The organism is Ancylobacter vacuolatus (assembly GCF_030813595.1).
GTDB lineage: Bacteria > Pseudomonadota > Alphaproteobacteria > Rhizobiales > Xanthobacteraceae > Ancylobacter > Ancylobacter vacuolatus.
Window position 1 is genome coordinate 107,248 of the sequence record NZ_JAUSUH010000005.1, and the last position, 13,653, is coordinate 120,900.

The 13,653-nt window shown below is 65.7% G+C and carries 14 protein-coding genes and 1 riboswitch; of the genes, 8 read left to right on the forward strand and 6 right to left on the reverse strand.

Going from position 1 to position 13,653, the window contains the following annotated elements:
- Window position 1 precedes the first annotated feature (1 nt).
- Both J2S76_RS12930 and J2S76_RS12935 read right to left on the reverse strand, forming a co-directional pair.
- Window positions 2-1,477: an alpha/beta hydrolase gene (locus tag J2S76_RS12930; protein WP_307060860.1), complete on the reverse strand. Its 1,476-nt coding sequence runs from the start codon at window positions 1,475-1,477 to the stop codon at window positions 2-4.
- A 2-nt stretch (window positions 1,478-1,479) separates the two neighbouring features.
- Entirely contained in the window at window positions 1,480-2,505 is a 1,026-nt protein-coding gene (locus tag J2S76_RS12935) for an AI-2E family transporter (RefSeq protein WP_307060861.1), read from the reverse strand.
- 254 nt (window positions 2,506-2,759) lie between these two features.
- Between J2S76_RS12935 and J2S76_RS12940 the strand changes: the two genes are divergently transcribed.
- Both J2S76_RS12940 and J2S76_RS12945 read left to right on the forward strand, forming a co-directional pair.
- Window positions 2,760-3,299, forward strand: coding sequence for a TRAP transporter small permease subunit (locus J2S76_RS12940; RefSeq protein WP_307060862.1), 540 nt, complete (start codon window positions 2,760-2,762; stop codon window positions 3,297-3,299).
- 63 nt (window positions 3,300-3,362) lie between these two features.
- Window positions 3,363-4,775 carry a TRAP transporter large permease gene (locus J2S76_RS12945; RefSeq protein ID WP_307060863.1) on the forward strand — a complete coding sequence of 471 codons (1,413 nt, stop codon included), beginning with the start codon at window positions 3,363-3,365 and terminating at the stop codon, window positions 4,773-4,775.
- A 2-nt stretch (window positions 4,776-4,777) separates the two neighbouring features.
- On the opposite strand, the gene J2S76_RS12950 is transcribed toward J2S76_RS12945, so the two are convergent.
- A complete protein-coding gene (locus J2S76_RS12950) occupies window positions 4,778-5,266 on the reverse strand; it encodes a hypothetical protein (RefSeq protein WP_307060864.1) in 489 nt (162 codons plus the stop codon).
- Window positions 5,267-5,591: 325 nt separating this feature from the next.
- Between J2S76_RS12950 and J2S76_RS12955 the strand changes: the two genes are divergently transcribed.
- On the forward strand, window positions 5,592-6,803 hold the full coding sequence (locus J2S76_RS12955; RefSeq protein WP_307060865.1) for a multidrug effflux MFS transporter: 1,212 nt from the start codon (window positions 5,592-5,594) through the stop codon (window positions 6,801-6,803).
- Window positions 6,804-6,845: 42 nt separating this feature from the next.
- On the opposite strand, the gene J2S76_RS12960 is transcribed toward J2S76_RS12955, so the two are convergent.
- Window positions 6,846-7,388 carry an NUDIX hydrolase gene (locus J2S76_RS12960; protein WP_307060866.1) on the reverse strand — a complete coding sequence of 181 codons (543 nt, stop codon included), beginning with the start codon at window positions 7,386-7,388 and terminating at the stop codon, window positions 6,846-6,848.
- Window positions 7,389-7,461: 73 nt separating this feature from the next.
- Here J2S76_RS12960 and J2S76_RS12965 point away from each other — a divergent pair, with 73 nt between their 5' ends.
- Entirely contained in the window at window positions 7,462-7,860 is a 399-nt protein-coding gene (locus tag J2S76_RS12965) for an MAPEG family protein (RefSeq protein ID WP_307060867.1), read from the forward strand.
- 14 nt (window positions 7,861-7,874) lie between these two features.
- Window positions 7,875-8,441 (forward strand): RBBP9/YdeN family alpha/beta hydrolase, encoded by a 567-nt coding sequence (locus J2S76_RS12970; protein WP_307060868.1) that lies wholly within the window; start codon window positions 7,875-7,877, stop codon window positions 8,439-8,441.
- A gap of 16 nt (window positions 8,442-8,457) precedes the next feature.
- Here the strand turns inward: J2S76_RS12970 and J2S76_RS12975 are convergent, their stop codons facing one another.
- Both J2S76_RS12975 and J2S76_RS12980 read right to left on the reverse strand, forming a co-directional pair.
- Window positions 8,458-8,667: a hypothetical protein gene (locus J2S76_RS12975; protein WP_026221089.1), complete on the reverse strand. Its 210-nt coding sequence runs from the start codon at window positions 8,665-8,667 to the stop codon at window positions 8,458-8,460.
- Window positions 8,668-8,759: 92 nt separating this feature from the next.
- Window positions 8,760-9,542 (reverse strand): phosphatase PAP2 family protein, encoded by a 783-nt coding sequence (locus J2S76_RS12980; protein WP_307060869.1) that lies wholly within the window; start codon window positions 9,540-9,542, stop codon window positions 8,760-8,762.
- A gap of 286 nt (window positions 9,543-9,828) precedes the next feature.
- Here J2S76_RS12980 and J2S76_RS12985 point away from each other — a divergent pair, with 286 nt between their 5' ends.
- From J2S76_RS12985 to thiS, 3 genes are all read left to right on the forward strand, one after another.
- A complete protein-coding gene (locus J2S76_RS12985; protein ID WP_307060870.1) occupies window positions 9,829-12,150 on the forward strand; it encodes an MHYT domain-containing protein in 2,322 nt (773 codons plus the stop codon).
- A gap of 75 nt (window positions 12,151-12,225) precedes the next feature.
- Window positions 12,226-12,346: riboswitch (TPP riboswitch) on the forward strand.
- 51 nt (window positions 12,347-12,397) lie between these two features.
- Complete coding sequence (locus J2S76_RS12990) at window positions 12,398-13,462, forward strand: FAD-dependent oxidoreductase (protein ID WP_307061155.1); 1,065 nt, start codon at window positions 12,398-12,400, stop codon at window positions 13,460-13,462.
- Window positions 13,440-13,637: a sulfur carrier protein ThiS gene (gene thiS, locus J2S76_RS12995; protein ID WP_307060871.1), complete on the forward strand. Its 198-nt coding sequence runs from the start codon at window positions 13,440-13,442 to the stop codon at window positions 13,635-13,637. Before J2S76_RS12990 ends, thiS begins: the two co-directional genes overlap by 23 nt.
- Window positions 13,638-13,653 lie beyond the last annotated feature (16 nt).

Here is a 13,653-nt window from a genome sequence, read left to right on the forward strand (position 1 = left end):
GTTACGGGGAGGCTTTCGGTTCAGTGGCGGCCGGCTTGATGCGGTCGTTCATATAGGCGAAGAACGGATTTGACGACATCCGCACCAGCGCGTCGAGGCTGACGATCAGCGCGCCGCGCTCGCCGCGCACCGCCATGGCGCCGAGCTCAAGCCCAAAGTTCTCCTTCGGGTCGGGATGCGAGCCATACAACGCGTCCTCCGGTGGGAAGGGCAGGGCGACGTGGGACAGCGAATAGACGTCGATCGGATAGGACAGCCCGAGGGGACGGATGGTCTCCTCCGTCCCGCCGGCGGGAATGGAGCGCTCCACTACCAGGTCGCTGCCCGCGTCCTCATTGGTGATGATCACGGTTCGGAAGTCGCGCGGCAGCGGCGGCAATAAGCGCATCAGCGCGGAATACGAGGTCGCGCGCAGCAAGGGCCCGAGCTTGGTGTTGCGGTTGATATCGAACAGCACGAGTTCACTGCCGTTTGCCGGCAGCTGGCTGTACAGCGCGTCCACGATCGCACGGGTGGACACGGTGAAGTCCATGACCGACTGGAAGGTCAGCACCGGGGCGAGCTCTGTCAGCCGCCCGGCGCGGGCCTCGGCGGTGATCGAGGCTTGCAGCGCCCGCGTAAGCCGATGGGACTGTACGGCGCCGTTCACCGGGAAGCTGTTGTATTTGAAAGGGTTGAACTCCGGTACGATGCCGAGCCACGCTGCCTTGTCAAAAGCCGGCAGCCAGGCCGGCAGGGCGGCGAGACCGGCGAAGCGGGCGAAGCGGGTGATGCCGATCATCGGCGAGATCAGCACCAGCCGGTCGGGGCGGGTGAGTGTGTTGTCACTGAGCGCGTCGAGCGCATATTTCAGCGCCAGCGCCCCGCCATTGGAAAAGCCGACGATCTCCAGCGGCTTGCCCGGCACGCGGGCGGCTGCTTCGCGCACGGCGAGGCGGGTGGCGGCTAGCCAATCTTCCCATTCGGCGGCGGTGAGGCCGGCCGGCACCGTCCCGTGACCGGGCAGGCGCGGGGCGACGACGAGGAACCCGTTGGCAAGGTAGCGGCGTGCGACATGACGCAGGCTGTAGGGCGAATCGGTGAGCCCGTGCAGCAGCACCACGACGCCGACCGGCACGCCTTCCGGCGCCAGTTCATAGGAACGGTTGAAATCCTGCGAGAGGCGTGGCGGGTAGACCACGCTGCCGGCGAAGTAGCGGTTGGAGGGAACCCGGTCCTCCTCCGGCAGCTTCTGCACCACCTCGCGGGTGACGTAGGCGAACAGCCTATCCTCGTGGGCGAGATAGGCGCGCCAGTCGGCGGCGTCGAGCTCCGCAACGCTCAACTCTTCCGGCACGAAGGTGTGCCAGGGCTCCAGCGGCGGGCCGCTCTGCGCGAACCAGACGCGCGAGCCGAGGAAGGCAACAAACAGCACCAGCGTCAGCACTGCCAGCCATTTGAGAACCCTGCGAAGGGGAGTGAGTACGAAGGCGAGCATGGTCAGACGGCTGGCTCCTCACGGCCGGACAATAGGCGGGCGATCCAGCGGCTGCCCTCGCCCTCCTCGCAGAAGGTGAGGGCGGCAATCACCAGCGGCACGCCGATGAAGGCGCCCGACAGGCCCCACATGAATGCCCAGAAGAACACGGCGAGCAGCACCAGGAAAGGCGAGATCGCCAGCGCCTTGCCGGCCACGCGCGGCTCGATATAGCTGCCGCTGAAGAACTGAATGACGTTCATGGCAAGGAATACCGCCACCGCCGTCTCCCACGAGCCGAACTGCGCCAGCGCGAAGAAGGTGGGCAGCAACGTCGCCACCAGCGGGCCGATGAAGGGAATGTAGTTCAGCGCAAAGGCGATGACACCGAAGGCCAGGGCGAGTTCGAGCCCGATGGCGGCGGAAACCGCCCAGACGAACACGCCGGTCAGCACGCTCATCACCGTGCGCACCATCATATAGGTGCGGAACTTCGCCCCCGTCGCCGCGCTGGCCCGCACCAGACGCTGGCCGGTCTCGCCAGCCTCGGCGAGCAGCTTGGTGCGCACGATACCGACCTCCAGCAGGCCGAGCATGACGAAGATCAGCGTCACAACGCCGAAGCCGAGCATGCCATTGAGCCGTCCGGCCAGTCCCTGGAAGGCGCCGATCAGCCAGCCGGCGTTGAAGGTGTCGGCGAGCATGCCGGCCGAGTAGAGGCCCATCTCTTCCAGCTGGGCGGCGGTTTCGCTGTAGATCGCCTGGAATCGGCCGGCATTGGCGATCAGCCAGCGCCCTGCCTGGCTGAACCCCCAGATCGTCACATAGCCGAGCAGCGCCAAAGCGAGGACGGTCAGCGTTAGGGTAAGCAGCATCGCCACCAGGGCGGGCAGCCGCTGCTGCAGTCGAACCTGCAGTGGCCAGACGAGGGCAATGATGAACACGGCGAAGGCAACGGGCGCCACGACCGATCGAGTGAGATAGATCGCCCCCGCCGCGAGAACGAACGCGCAGATGCCGAGGGGAAAACGCAGCGCGCTGGAGGTCATGAGAGCTTTCGCGGAGTCGAGCCGGAGGGTCGGAATGGGATAACACGGCGCAACGAGCCGGCAAATCGCCCCGGTGCCGGCGGCGACCGGCAGAACAGCCACACCCCCGCAGCTTATGCGGCCGGCGGGAGGGCGCCGGCGTCGGCGGGTTAAATTGCGTGAGACGATGGTCTATCTTGCCGCGATTGGCGGGGCCAGCGATTGGGGCGCCCCGGCCGTAACGATAAAAGCCGGCCAGAACGAGGGGAAATGCGATGGGAGGGCTGCTCGCCTTCAGCCGCGTCATCGACGGATTGAACGAGAGATTCGGCCGCGTCGCGGATTACTGCGTGCTGTTCGCCTGTCTCGTCAGCGCCGGAAACGCGACGGTGCGCTATCTGTTCAGCTACAGCACCAATGGCCTTCTGGAAGTCCAATGGTACCTGTTCGGGGCCGTCGTGCTGCTCGGGGCACCCTATACGCTGAAACGCAACGAACATGTGCGGGTTGATCTCGTCTATATGTCGGTGTCGCCCCGCGCCCGGCTGTGGATCGACACGCTGGGCTTCACGCTCATCCTCATTCCCGCCGGCCTCTATCTCACCTGGCTCAGCTTTCCGTTCTTCTGGCAGTCCTTCCTCTCGGACGAGGTGTCGCAAAACGCCGGCGGGCTGATCCTGTGGCCGGCCAAGCTGCTGCTTCCGCTCGGCTTTGCACTCCTGACCGTGCAAGGAGTTTCGGAACTCATCAAGCGCGTCGCGGCGCTTTCCGGCGCCATCGAGGTTGCGACCGACTACGAGAAGCCGCTCCAGTAGCAGCGTTGATGAACCGACCTCCTCTCTCTGTCCGGCCCCCTTCTCCCGACGCGCGAGCCTTGCATGTTCTCTTATGGCGTGATGCCCCCGCTCATGTTCGCCGGCATGATCTGCTTCATGCTGGCCGGCTTTCCCGTCGCGTTTTCGCTCATCGCGGTCGGCCTGTTCTTCGGCACGCTTGGCATACTGACCGACCACTTCACGCTCAGCTTCCTGCAGGCGCTTCCGTTCCGCTTCTACGGCATCATCTCGAACGACCTTCTGCTCGCCATTCCCTTCTTCACCTTCATGGGCGCGATACTGGAGCGGTGCGGACTGGCTGAAGATCTGCTGGAAGGCACCGGCAAGCTCTTTGGCAAGGTCCCGGGCGGCCTTGCCTATGCGGTGATCGTGGTCGGCGCCATCCTCGGTGCCATCACCGGGACGGTGGCAGCCTCGGTCATCGCCATGGGTGTGATCTCGCTGCCGGTGATGATGAGGTACGGCTATGATCAGAAACTTGCCACCGGGGTGATCGCGGCATCGGGCACCATCACCCAGCTCATTCCGCCCTCGCTGGTGTTGATCGTGCTGGCCGAGCAACTCGGCAGGCCGGTGGGCGAGATGTATCTCGGCGCGATCGGCCCCTCGCTGCTGCAGATCCTGATCTTCCTCGCCTATGTGTTCGTGCTGTCGCTGATCAAGCCTGGGCACATGCCGCCACTGCCGCCCGAGGCGCGCGGGGAGGGCGGGTGGCCGCTGATCCGTCAGGTTCTTTGGGGGATGGTCCCCTCCATCGTGCTGATCATGCTCGTGCTCGGCACGCTGGCCATGGGCCTTGCCACGCCAACCGAAGCCGGCGCGATGGGGGCGGTCGGCGCGATCATTCTGGCGGCGCTGCACGGACGCCTGACCTGGCCGCTGATACGCCAGGCCATGGGGGCGACAGCCCGGCTGACCGCCATGGTGGTGTTTATCCTCATCGGTGCCACCGTGTTCAGCCTGGTGTTTCAGGGCATGGACGGCGCGCTGTGGATCGAACACCTGCTCGCCCAGCTGCCCGGCGGACGTGCCGGATTTCTGATCTTCGTCAACGTGTTCATCTTCTTCATCGCCTTCTTCCTCGATTTTTTCGAGATCGCCTTCATCATCGTGCCGCTGCTGGTGCCGGTGGCGCTGAAGCTCGACATCAATCTCGTCTGGTTCGGCGTGCTGCTCTGCGTGAATATGCAGACCGCCTTCATGCATCCGCCCTTCGGCTTTGCGCTGTTCTACCTGCGCGGAATCGCGCCGAAATCGATCCGCACCTCGCAGATTTACTGGGGCGCAATCCCGTGGCTGCTGATGCAGCTGGTGCTGGTGGCGATCGTCATCCTCTGGCCGGAGGCTGTGACCTATTGGATCAGCGCCGGGCCGAGCGTCGATCCCTCGACGATCGAACTCAACATTCCCCAATATGACGCGCCGCCGCTCGACCTGGCGCCGCCTCAGTTCTGAGGTCAGGCGGGGAGGGCGCTGGGCCGACGGCCCCGCAGCGCCGCGACGCCGGCGAGCACGAAGAGCAGCAGCACAACGCCTTCCGCAATGGCGAAGGGTGGTTCGGACTGGGTGGGTGCCAGACTCTGTAGCGCCGGCACTTTGGCAAAAGCCTGGGCAACAGCGACGAAGACGAGCAGCCACTGGCTCGCGACGATCCCCACCGCGTAGACCGTGTTCCAGCGCCCGGTGCGGCGGAAATGGTAACGCGCCGGCACGGTGACGGCGAGCACGACGAGCGCGACCACGCCAACGATATGCGAGGGAAGTACCGCGTTGAACGGAAAGCCAAATCCGGTGGCGCTGGTGGCGAGTGCGGTGGCGAGGAAGGCGGCGACCCACCCACGCCGATCACGCCCGGCGATGAGGTCGGCCAGCACGACGAAGCCGGTGGCGATGGCGATGAGGCTCAGCCAGGTGTGAAACCCGGTCCACGTGGTTGGATCGAACATAGATGCGCTCCCCCGTTGCGCCCCGCCCGACGCGGCGCGCGGCGCCGGCACGGTTGCCGCCGGCGAATTGATGATAGCCATCATTTTTATTGACGCCACTGCCAAGCGTTGGGGCCGTTGGGTTTGTCACGCGGCCCCATCAAAATTCACCCCGCTGTGTCTTTCGGCCTATAGGCCCCGCCGTCTCTGCGCGTTAAGGCGAGCATCGACGGCTGTTGCCGTCTCCCTTTGCCGAGTCCCTCGGCGCTCTTGCCGCATTGGATCGCCTATGTCCGCCCCCCTCTCCGCGCCGGGAAATCCTCCCCCAGGGTCTCCACATCCCGGCATGGGATTTCGGGAGTTCGTGCTGTTCATCGCCGGCCTCATGGCGACCAATGCCATCGCCATCGATTCCATGCTGCCGGCGCTGCCTGAGATCGGCGAGTCGCTCGGCATCGACACGGCAAACCATACGCAGCTTGTCATCACCGCCTATCTGCTCGGCTTCGGCGGCGCCCAACTCATCTATGGCACGCTTGCCGACCGCTTCGGCCGCCGCACGATCCTGCTGTTCGGCCTCGCCGTCTATACGGCGGCCTCGATCGGCGCCATCTTTGCCGGCACGGTGGAGGTGATGCTGGCGGCGCGTGTGGTGCAGGGCATAGGCGCGGCGGCAACGCGGATTCTCGCCATAACCATTGTGCGCGATTGCTATTCCGGCTCGCACATGGCCCGCGTGATGTCGCTCGCCTTCCTGGTCTTTCTGTCAGTGCCCATTATTGCACCGTCCATCGGACAGGCCATCATGATGGTCGCGCCGTGGAGGGGAATCTTCCTGATGCTGTGTGCGCTCGGGGCGGGGCTGTTCGTTTGGACGCTGGCCCGCTTGCCGGAAACGCTGCACCCGGAGGACCGCTCGCCGATTTCCTTTGCCGGAATCTCCCACGCCTTCGGCCTCATCGTCCGCAGTCGTGTGACGGTCGGCTACATGCTGGCTATCACCATGGCGATGGGCGGCCTGTTCGGGTTCATCAACTCCGCGCAGCAGGTGTTCGCCGACGCCTTTGACGCGGAGGAGCTGTTCACGCTGATCTTCGCGCTGATTGCCGTGTTCATGGCGGCTTCATCGCTGCTCAATGCGCGAATCGTCGAGAAGCTGGGCATGCGGCGTGTTTCGCACGTCGCGCTCTGCGGCTATCTCGCCGTCACGCTGGCACATGCCGGCATCGTTCTCGGCGGCGTCGAGACCATCTGGACGTTCTCCATCCTGCAGGGCGCCATGATGTTCTTCTTCGGCCTGATGGTGTCGAACTTCAATTCCATGGCGATGGAGCCGGTCGGCCATGTCGCGGGCACGGCCTCCTCGGTGCTTGGATTTGTCAGCACGGTGGGGGGCGCGCTTGCCGGCTTTGTTCTGGGGCAGAATTTCGACGGAACGACCTTGCCGCTGACTCTCGGCTTTGCCGCCCTTGCCGGCGCCGCTCTTTGCTGCGTTGCGTTTGCCGAAAGGGGGCGTCTTTTCCGCGCCGACGTCCGGGTGGCCGACACGACGGCCTGACAGTTCGGGCGTCGGCCCGTGCGCGCTGAGGCCGATGGAGCTTCAGGCCGCAGATCCACCCAGACCCTGCGCGGTGGGTGCTGCCATCGCTTGGCGTCCGCCGGTCTTCGAGCCGGCTGCCAGCAACCGGGCCGCGCGCGATTGGGAAAAATCGAGGATGATCGCGCCGAGTTCCGGCTCGTCAATCAGCAAAGCGGCGTCCTCTGCGGAAATCCAGGTTTGCGCCCGTTCGTGACGTTCGGGCCAATCGGCCAACTGGCGACGGACGGCGAGCGGATACACCGCGACCTTGACGAGCGCGAAATGGCTCTCCAGCCGTTTCCAGTACAGATACTGGCCGAGCCTCTTGCGCCCTATCTCGCCAATGACGCCGGCCTCCTGCCGGGCCTCAATCTGCGCGGACTTCCAGTCCTTGCGGTTCTTCATCGGCCAGCCCTTCGGGATGATCACCCGCTGGGTCTCCCGCGACGTCATGACGAGAACCTCAACGCTGCCATCCTCAACCACGCGGTAAGGCAGCGCCGCCACCTGACTGAGGGGGCGGCCGTCGGTTGCCGGACGCTTGGTCTGTTTCTGCTTGGCCATGATTGCCAAATGTAGTGCATCGCGTAGGAATAGCGACGCCTCTTATGGTGTTTTTCGCCTTTTGGGACCTTCTATGACAACTGAACTGACGCTTCTCGCCTGGACGCTGGTCCTGGCCCTCGCGCAGGTGCTGCTCCCTGCGATGTGGCGCAACCGGGAAACCGGGATCGACTACAATACGGGGCCGCGCGACGAGCCAGGCCCGCCGGTGGGGATCATCACCGGACGGCTCCAGCGCGCGCAGGCCAACCTTTTCGAGACGCTTCCCGTGTTCGCCGCAGTGGTGCTGATCGCCCATGTCGCCGGCCGGGAAGGAGCGCTCACATTTTGGGGGGCGTGGCTCTATCTTGGCGCGCGGATCGTCTATGTGCCGCTTTACGCCATGGGCGTGCCCTATCTGCGCTCGCTGGCCTGGACCGTGTCGCTTCTGGGCATCGTGCTGATTCTGTTCGCCGTCTTGGCGCCGATCTGAGCGAGGGCGGGAATATGGCGGTCGATTTTTCCTCGTTTGATTTCCTCGTCATTCCCGGTCGCGAGAACGCGCCGGCCGAACACTGGCAGTCGCATTGGCTCGGTGCCTTCCCCAATTCGAGCCGGTTGATTCAGTCTGATTGGAGCCGGCCCGAGGTGGGAGCCTGGACCGCCCGGCTTGACGCTGCGGTTGTGTCGTCCCCGCGCCGGGTGGTGCTTGTCGCTCATTCGGTCGGCGTGGCGACGGTGCTGCGCTGGACGGCGGCGCAGCCGGAACGGGCGCGTGCCAAGGTGGCTGCCGCCTTTCTGGCGGCGCCGACCAATGTCGACGATCCCGATCCCTCGTTCGACCTTGTGCGCAATTTCGGCCCGATGCCGCTCTCTCCCCTGCCTCACCCGGCGCTCGTTCTGGCCTCCCGGGATGATCCGAGGGTGACGCCGGCGCAAGCAAGCGCGTTCGCGCAGGCCTGGGGAGCCGACCTGGCCGATGTCGGGGAACTCGGCCATATCGGCTCCGCCGCGCGGCTCGGCCTCTGGCCGGCAGGCCTTGTGCTGCTCGGTGGCTTGATGGCGCGGCTTTAGGGCGGCTGCCCGCTGGTCAGTGCTGGGCGAGGATCGCGGCGATGGCCTGCGCGACGGATTTGGTCACGCGCTTGCGGTAGCGCCGGTGGACCAGCTGGCCATTGTGAAAGACGTCCTGCTCGACATAGAGATTGGTGCCGTCCCAGCGCAGGACATTGTCGGACTCGACGGTCTCGATGACGCCGATCCCCGGAATGAGATGTCCTTCCGGCGCGGTGGTGGTCATGGGCTTTCTCCTACGTTGGTGGCACGCTCTGCGGCGGCCTGAGCGAATGATAGCCGAGCGCGAGGCGAAAGCCATCGGGGGCGTAGCGGGGATTACGATGGCGTGGGGGTGTCCGGGCCGCCGGAACCGTTGGCGCTGGAGCCCTCGACCTTGCCACGGCGCTGCAGCAGCAGCACGATGATCCAGCATAGGAGCGCCCAGGCGCTGCCGGAGCACCAGCCGGCGAGAACGTCGGTCGGCCAGTGGACGCCGAGATAGACGCGGCTGAACCCCACCAGCAAGGTGAGACTGACCGCTACGGCGAGCGCATAGGCCTTGATCCTTCGTTTGCTCTCCGTGCGGACGATGAGGACGCCAAGGGTGAGGAAGGTCACTGCCGAGCCCATGGCGTGGCCGCTCGGAAAGCTCAACGTGCTGACATCGACGAGATGGGCGACGAGGTCCGGCCGGGGGCGGTCGAAGCCGAGTTTCAGCGCATAGCTCAGCAGGCCTCCGCCGGACGTTGCCACCAGCACGAACAATGCTGCGGCGCGCTTGCCGTCCATGGCGAGGAAGCCCGCGACGATGAGGGTGATGAGGGTAAGCACCGTCGTTCCGCCCAGCGCTGTCACATCGCGCATGATGATCTCCAGCCAGGGCGGGCCGAGAGGATCGGCGGGATCACCGGGCACGCGGAAAGCCAGCAGCACCGCCTCGTCAAAGGCGTGCGTCTCACCTTCCGCCACTTCGTCGGCAATGAAAGCGAAAGCCAATAGACCCAATGCGGCACCGAGCAGGGCCAGCAGAACCGCAAGCTCGGGCAGCAGGGGGCCGGCAAGCCGGCGCAGGCGAAGCGGCAGGCACTGGACGAGGCGGCGTGGCGAGAAGGACGACATCATTCACCGGCAATGAGAAAAATTCGACGGGGCGAAGCCCGGTGGAGCTGGAACCCAACAGGGCCCTGGCGTGTTCCCTTGCTACAATCACAAGGAGTTATTCATGCTTAAGGGTGGCGCTCTCTGGATGCTTGGTATTCCGCTGCCGATCATTCTGATTCTGTGGTTCTTGGGTTATCTCTGAAGGCTCGCAAAGGCGACCGTGTTACCCTGCGGGAGCCGACGCGACAGTCACGCGGCCCGGAACCGCGTGCTGTGCGCGGAAGGTGAGACATAATCGGCGATCATGAACATCATCGGGAGCCACAATGGCGCGCTGGTGGCGCTGTCGATCCTGATCGCCGTCGCGGCGTCTTATACCGCGCTTGATCTGGCGGGACGCACGACGCGCGCGGGAGCCGCGCGGCTGGTTTGGCTCTCGGCTGCGGCTATTGTGCTCGGCGGCGGCATCTGGGCGATGCACTTCATCGCCATGCTGGCGCTTCATGTCGGCATTGAGGTTTCTTACGGCGTCGCGCTGACGCTGGCCTCGCTGGTGTTGGCTGTTTTAGCCACTGCCGTGGCGCTGTTCGCCGCAAGCCGTCCGGCGGTCGGGATCGAAGGTATTCTGCTGAGCGGAATCTTCATGGGCCTCGGCATTGTCGGCATGCACTATACCGGCATGGCAGCGATGCGGATGCCTGCATCCATGACTTTCGACATGATCCATGTCGGCGCCGCCATTGTCCTCGCCATCGCCGCCTCGACTGTCGCGATCTGGCTGGCGTTCCGGAATCACTCGGTTTTTCAGCGTGCCATCGCCGCTCTGGCGCTTGGCTTTGGCATTGCCGGCATGCATTACGTGGCCATGTCGGGTGTCACGTTTACCGGCCATGGCGATGCCCATGATGCCACCCAGGCGGCCAGCGCCGCAATGGCGGGTGGGATCGGCAATGCGGCGCTTGTCGCCGTGGTGACGGCCGCAACCTTCGCCATCTTTGTCGCCCTTTTGCTCGCCGCCGCCTATGACCGCCGGGTCGCGATGCTGGCCGACCGAGAGGCCGGAGTGTGGCGCGAGAGCGAGGAACGCTACCGCAATCTTTATCGTCGCACGCCGCTGCCGCTGCACTCCCTCGGGCCGGACGGCTGCATCGCTCAAGTGAGTGACCGCTGGCTCAGCCTGTTCGGTTACGCGCGCGAGGAGGTGATAGGGCGGCCATTGACTGATTTCATGACGGCCGATTCCGCGCGTCGCCGCACCGAGGAGCACTGGCCGCGCCTGCTCGACACCGGCGAATTGCGGGAAGCGGAATACAGGCTCATCGCCAAGGATGGGCGCGTGGTCGACTGCGTGCTTTCCGCCGTCGCGGAACGTGACGCCGACGGCAATCTCACGAACACGCTGTGCGGCCTTGTCGACGTCACCGAGCGGCGCGCGACCGAGGACGCCCTGCGCCAAGCGCAGAAACTGGAGGCCGTCGGCCAGCTCACCGGCGGCATCGCCCATGATTTCAACAATCTCCTCGCCGTCGTCCTCGGCAATCTTGAGCTCGCCGCCAAGCGCGCGCCGGACGATGCGCGGCTGCGATCGTTGCTCGGCAATGCGATGCAGGCTGCCCAGCGCGGCGCGGCGCTGACCCAGCGCATGCTGGCCTTCGCCCGACGGCAGGACCTGAAGCCTGCGGCGGTCGACGTGCCCGAGCTGGTGCTGGGCATGGCCGAGATGATGCGCCGGTCGATCGGTCCAAGTGTCCGTATTGAAACACGTTTTCCGCTCGGATTGCCGTTGGCGCGGGTGGATGCCAATCAGCTTGAACTCGCCCTGCTGAATCTCGCGGTGAATGCGCGGGACGCGATGCCGGAGGGTGGAGTGATCACCATCGCCGCGCGCGACGAAGTCGTCCCCGCGCCGGCGTCGAACGAGGTGCCGGAGCCCGGCGGGCTAAGGCCCGGACATTATTTCTGCCTCTCGATTGGCGATAGCGGCAGCGGCATGGATGCGGAGACGCTGGCGCGCGCCGCCGAACCGTTCTTCACCACCAAGGGCGTGGGCAAGGGCACTGGGCTTGGCCTCGCCATGGTGCATGGCCTTGCCGCGCAGTCGGATGGGAGGTTGGTGCTGGCGAGCAACCCCGGACAGGGCACGACAGCCACCATTTATCTGCCGGTTGCGGAGGTGGCGCGGGCGGCTGCCACGGCCTCGGTCGAGGATGAAGGCGGTGTTCCGGAGGGTGAGGCCGGGGCGCGGCGCGTTTTGGTGGTCGATGACGATCCGCTCGTTCTCTCGGCCACCGGCGCCATGCTGGAGGATCTCGGCTGCGCGGTGACCGAGGCCGCTTCCGCGCGCGAAGCGCTGGACCTGCTGGAATCGGGCGTCGCCTTCGACGTCGTGCTCACCGACCAGGCGATGCCTGATATGACCGGCGTGCAGATGGCGGCGGTGATCGACCAGCGCTGGCCGGGCCTGCCGCTGATCCTCGGCACCGGCTATGCCGAGCTTCCCACCGACGCCAAGGCCGGGATGCCGCGCCTTGGAAAACCCTTTAGCCGCGAGGCTTTGCGGCGCGCCATCGTGCTGGCGACGCGCCCGGTGCCCGACAATGTGGTGCCGCTGCCGCGTCGCGGCTGAGGCCCCGCAAACCCGTTGCAGAGGCGGGAATGTTGAGCCAGCGACGGTGACATTCGCCGGCTGAGTGATTATATCCAGAGCGTCCGGGGGAGCCTCGTCAGGAGGCTGAGAGGCCATCGGCGCGTTCTGCGCGGCATGGCGACCCTTTGAACCTGATCCAGTTGACACTGGCGGAGGGAGGGAGTGCATGACTTCCACGCAGACTGAATCCACTGAGAAAACAACACCTTGGCAGGGCGCCAACGCCATGCGGGTGCGGATCGTCGGTGCCGGCGTCGCCGGGCTCACCTGCGCCCACGCCTTTGCCGCGCGCGGGGCCCAAGTCACTGTGATCGAACGCAAATCCGGCTCGGGGCAGGGCTGTTCCTGGTATGCTGGCGGCATGCTGGCGCCCTGGTGCGAGCGCGAGAGTGCGGAGCCGATCATCGCCGAACTGGGCCATGAATCGCTCGCCTATTGGCGCGCGAGCGTGCCTGATGTGCCCAATGAGGGCTCGCTGGTGCTGGCGCCGCCGCGCGATCTACCTGATCTTAAACGGTTTTCCCGCCGCACCGAGGCGTTTGAATGGGTCGATGGCGCCCGCATCGGCGCGCTGGAACCAGATCTCGACGGGCGCTTCGACCAGGGGCTGTTCTTCCCCACCGAGGCGCATCTGGAGCCGCGCAAGGCACTCGCCGCGCTCACCCGCCTTCTGGTCGAGGAGTATCAGGTTGCCTTCCGCTTCGCGGCCGATGGGTGCAGTGAGGTGGACGATCAGTGCAGTGAGGCCAACAATCCGAGCCGTGAGGTGGACGATCAGGGCAGTGACGCCAAAGTGGCCGACTTCGTGGTCGACTGCCGCGGGCTGGCGGCGCGCGACACGCTCACCGACCTGCGCGGGGTGAAGGGCGAGATGCTGGTGCTCTATTCCACCGAGATTTCGCTCAAGCGCCCGGTCCGCCTGCTGCACCCGCGCATCCCGGTCTACATCGTGCCGCGCGGCGACGGGCATTTCATGATCGGCGCCACCTCGATCGAGAATGACGAGCGCGGCCGCGTCACCGGGCGGTCGATGCTGGAGCTGCTCGGCGCGGCCTATGCGCTGCACCCCGCCTTTGGCGAGGCGGAAATCGTCGAGATCGGGGCGGATGTGCGCCCGGCCTTTCCCGACAATCTGCCGCGCCTGCGCAAGCGCGGCAACACGCTCTATATCAACGGTCTCTACCGGCACGGCTTCCTGGCGGCGCCGGCGCTGGCGCGCCGCGCGGCGGAGGTCGCGTTTGACGGGGCGTATTTCCCGGAGGTGATGGATGAAGATCATCGTCAATGGTGAGCCGGCCGATACCGCTGCCGGCACGCTGGCCGGCCTGCTGGCCGAGCTTGATATGGCCGACGCCATCGTGGCGACGGCGCTGAATGGCGACATGGTCCGTGCCGCCCGGCGCGAAGCAACCGCTATCGCCGAGGGCGACCGGGTGGAAATTCTCGCCCCGATGCAGGGCGGATGAGAGGGAGTTCCTCATG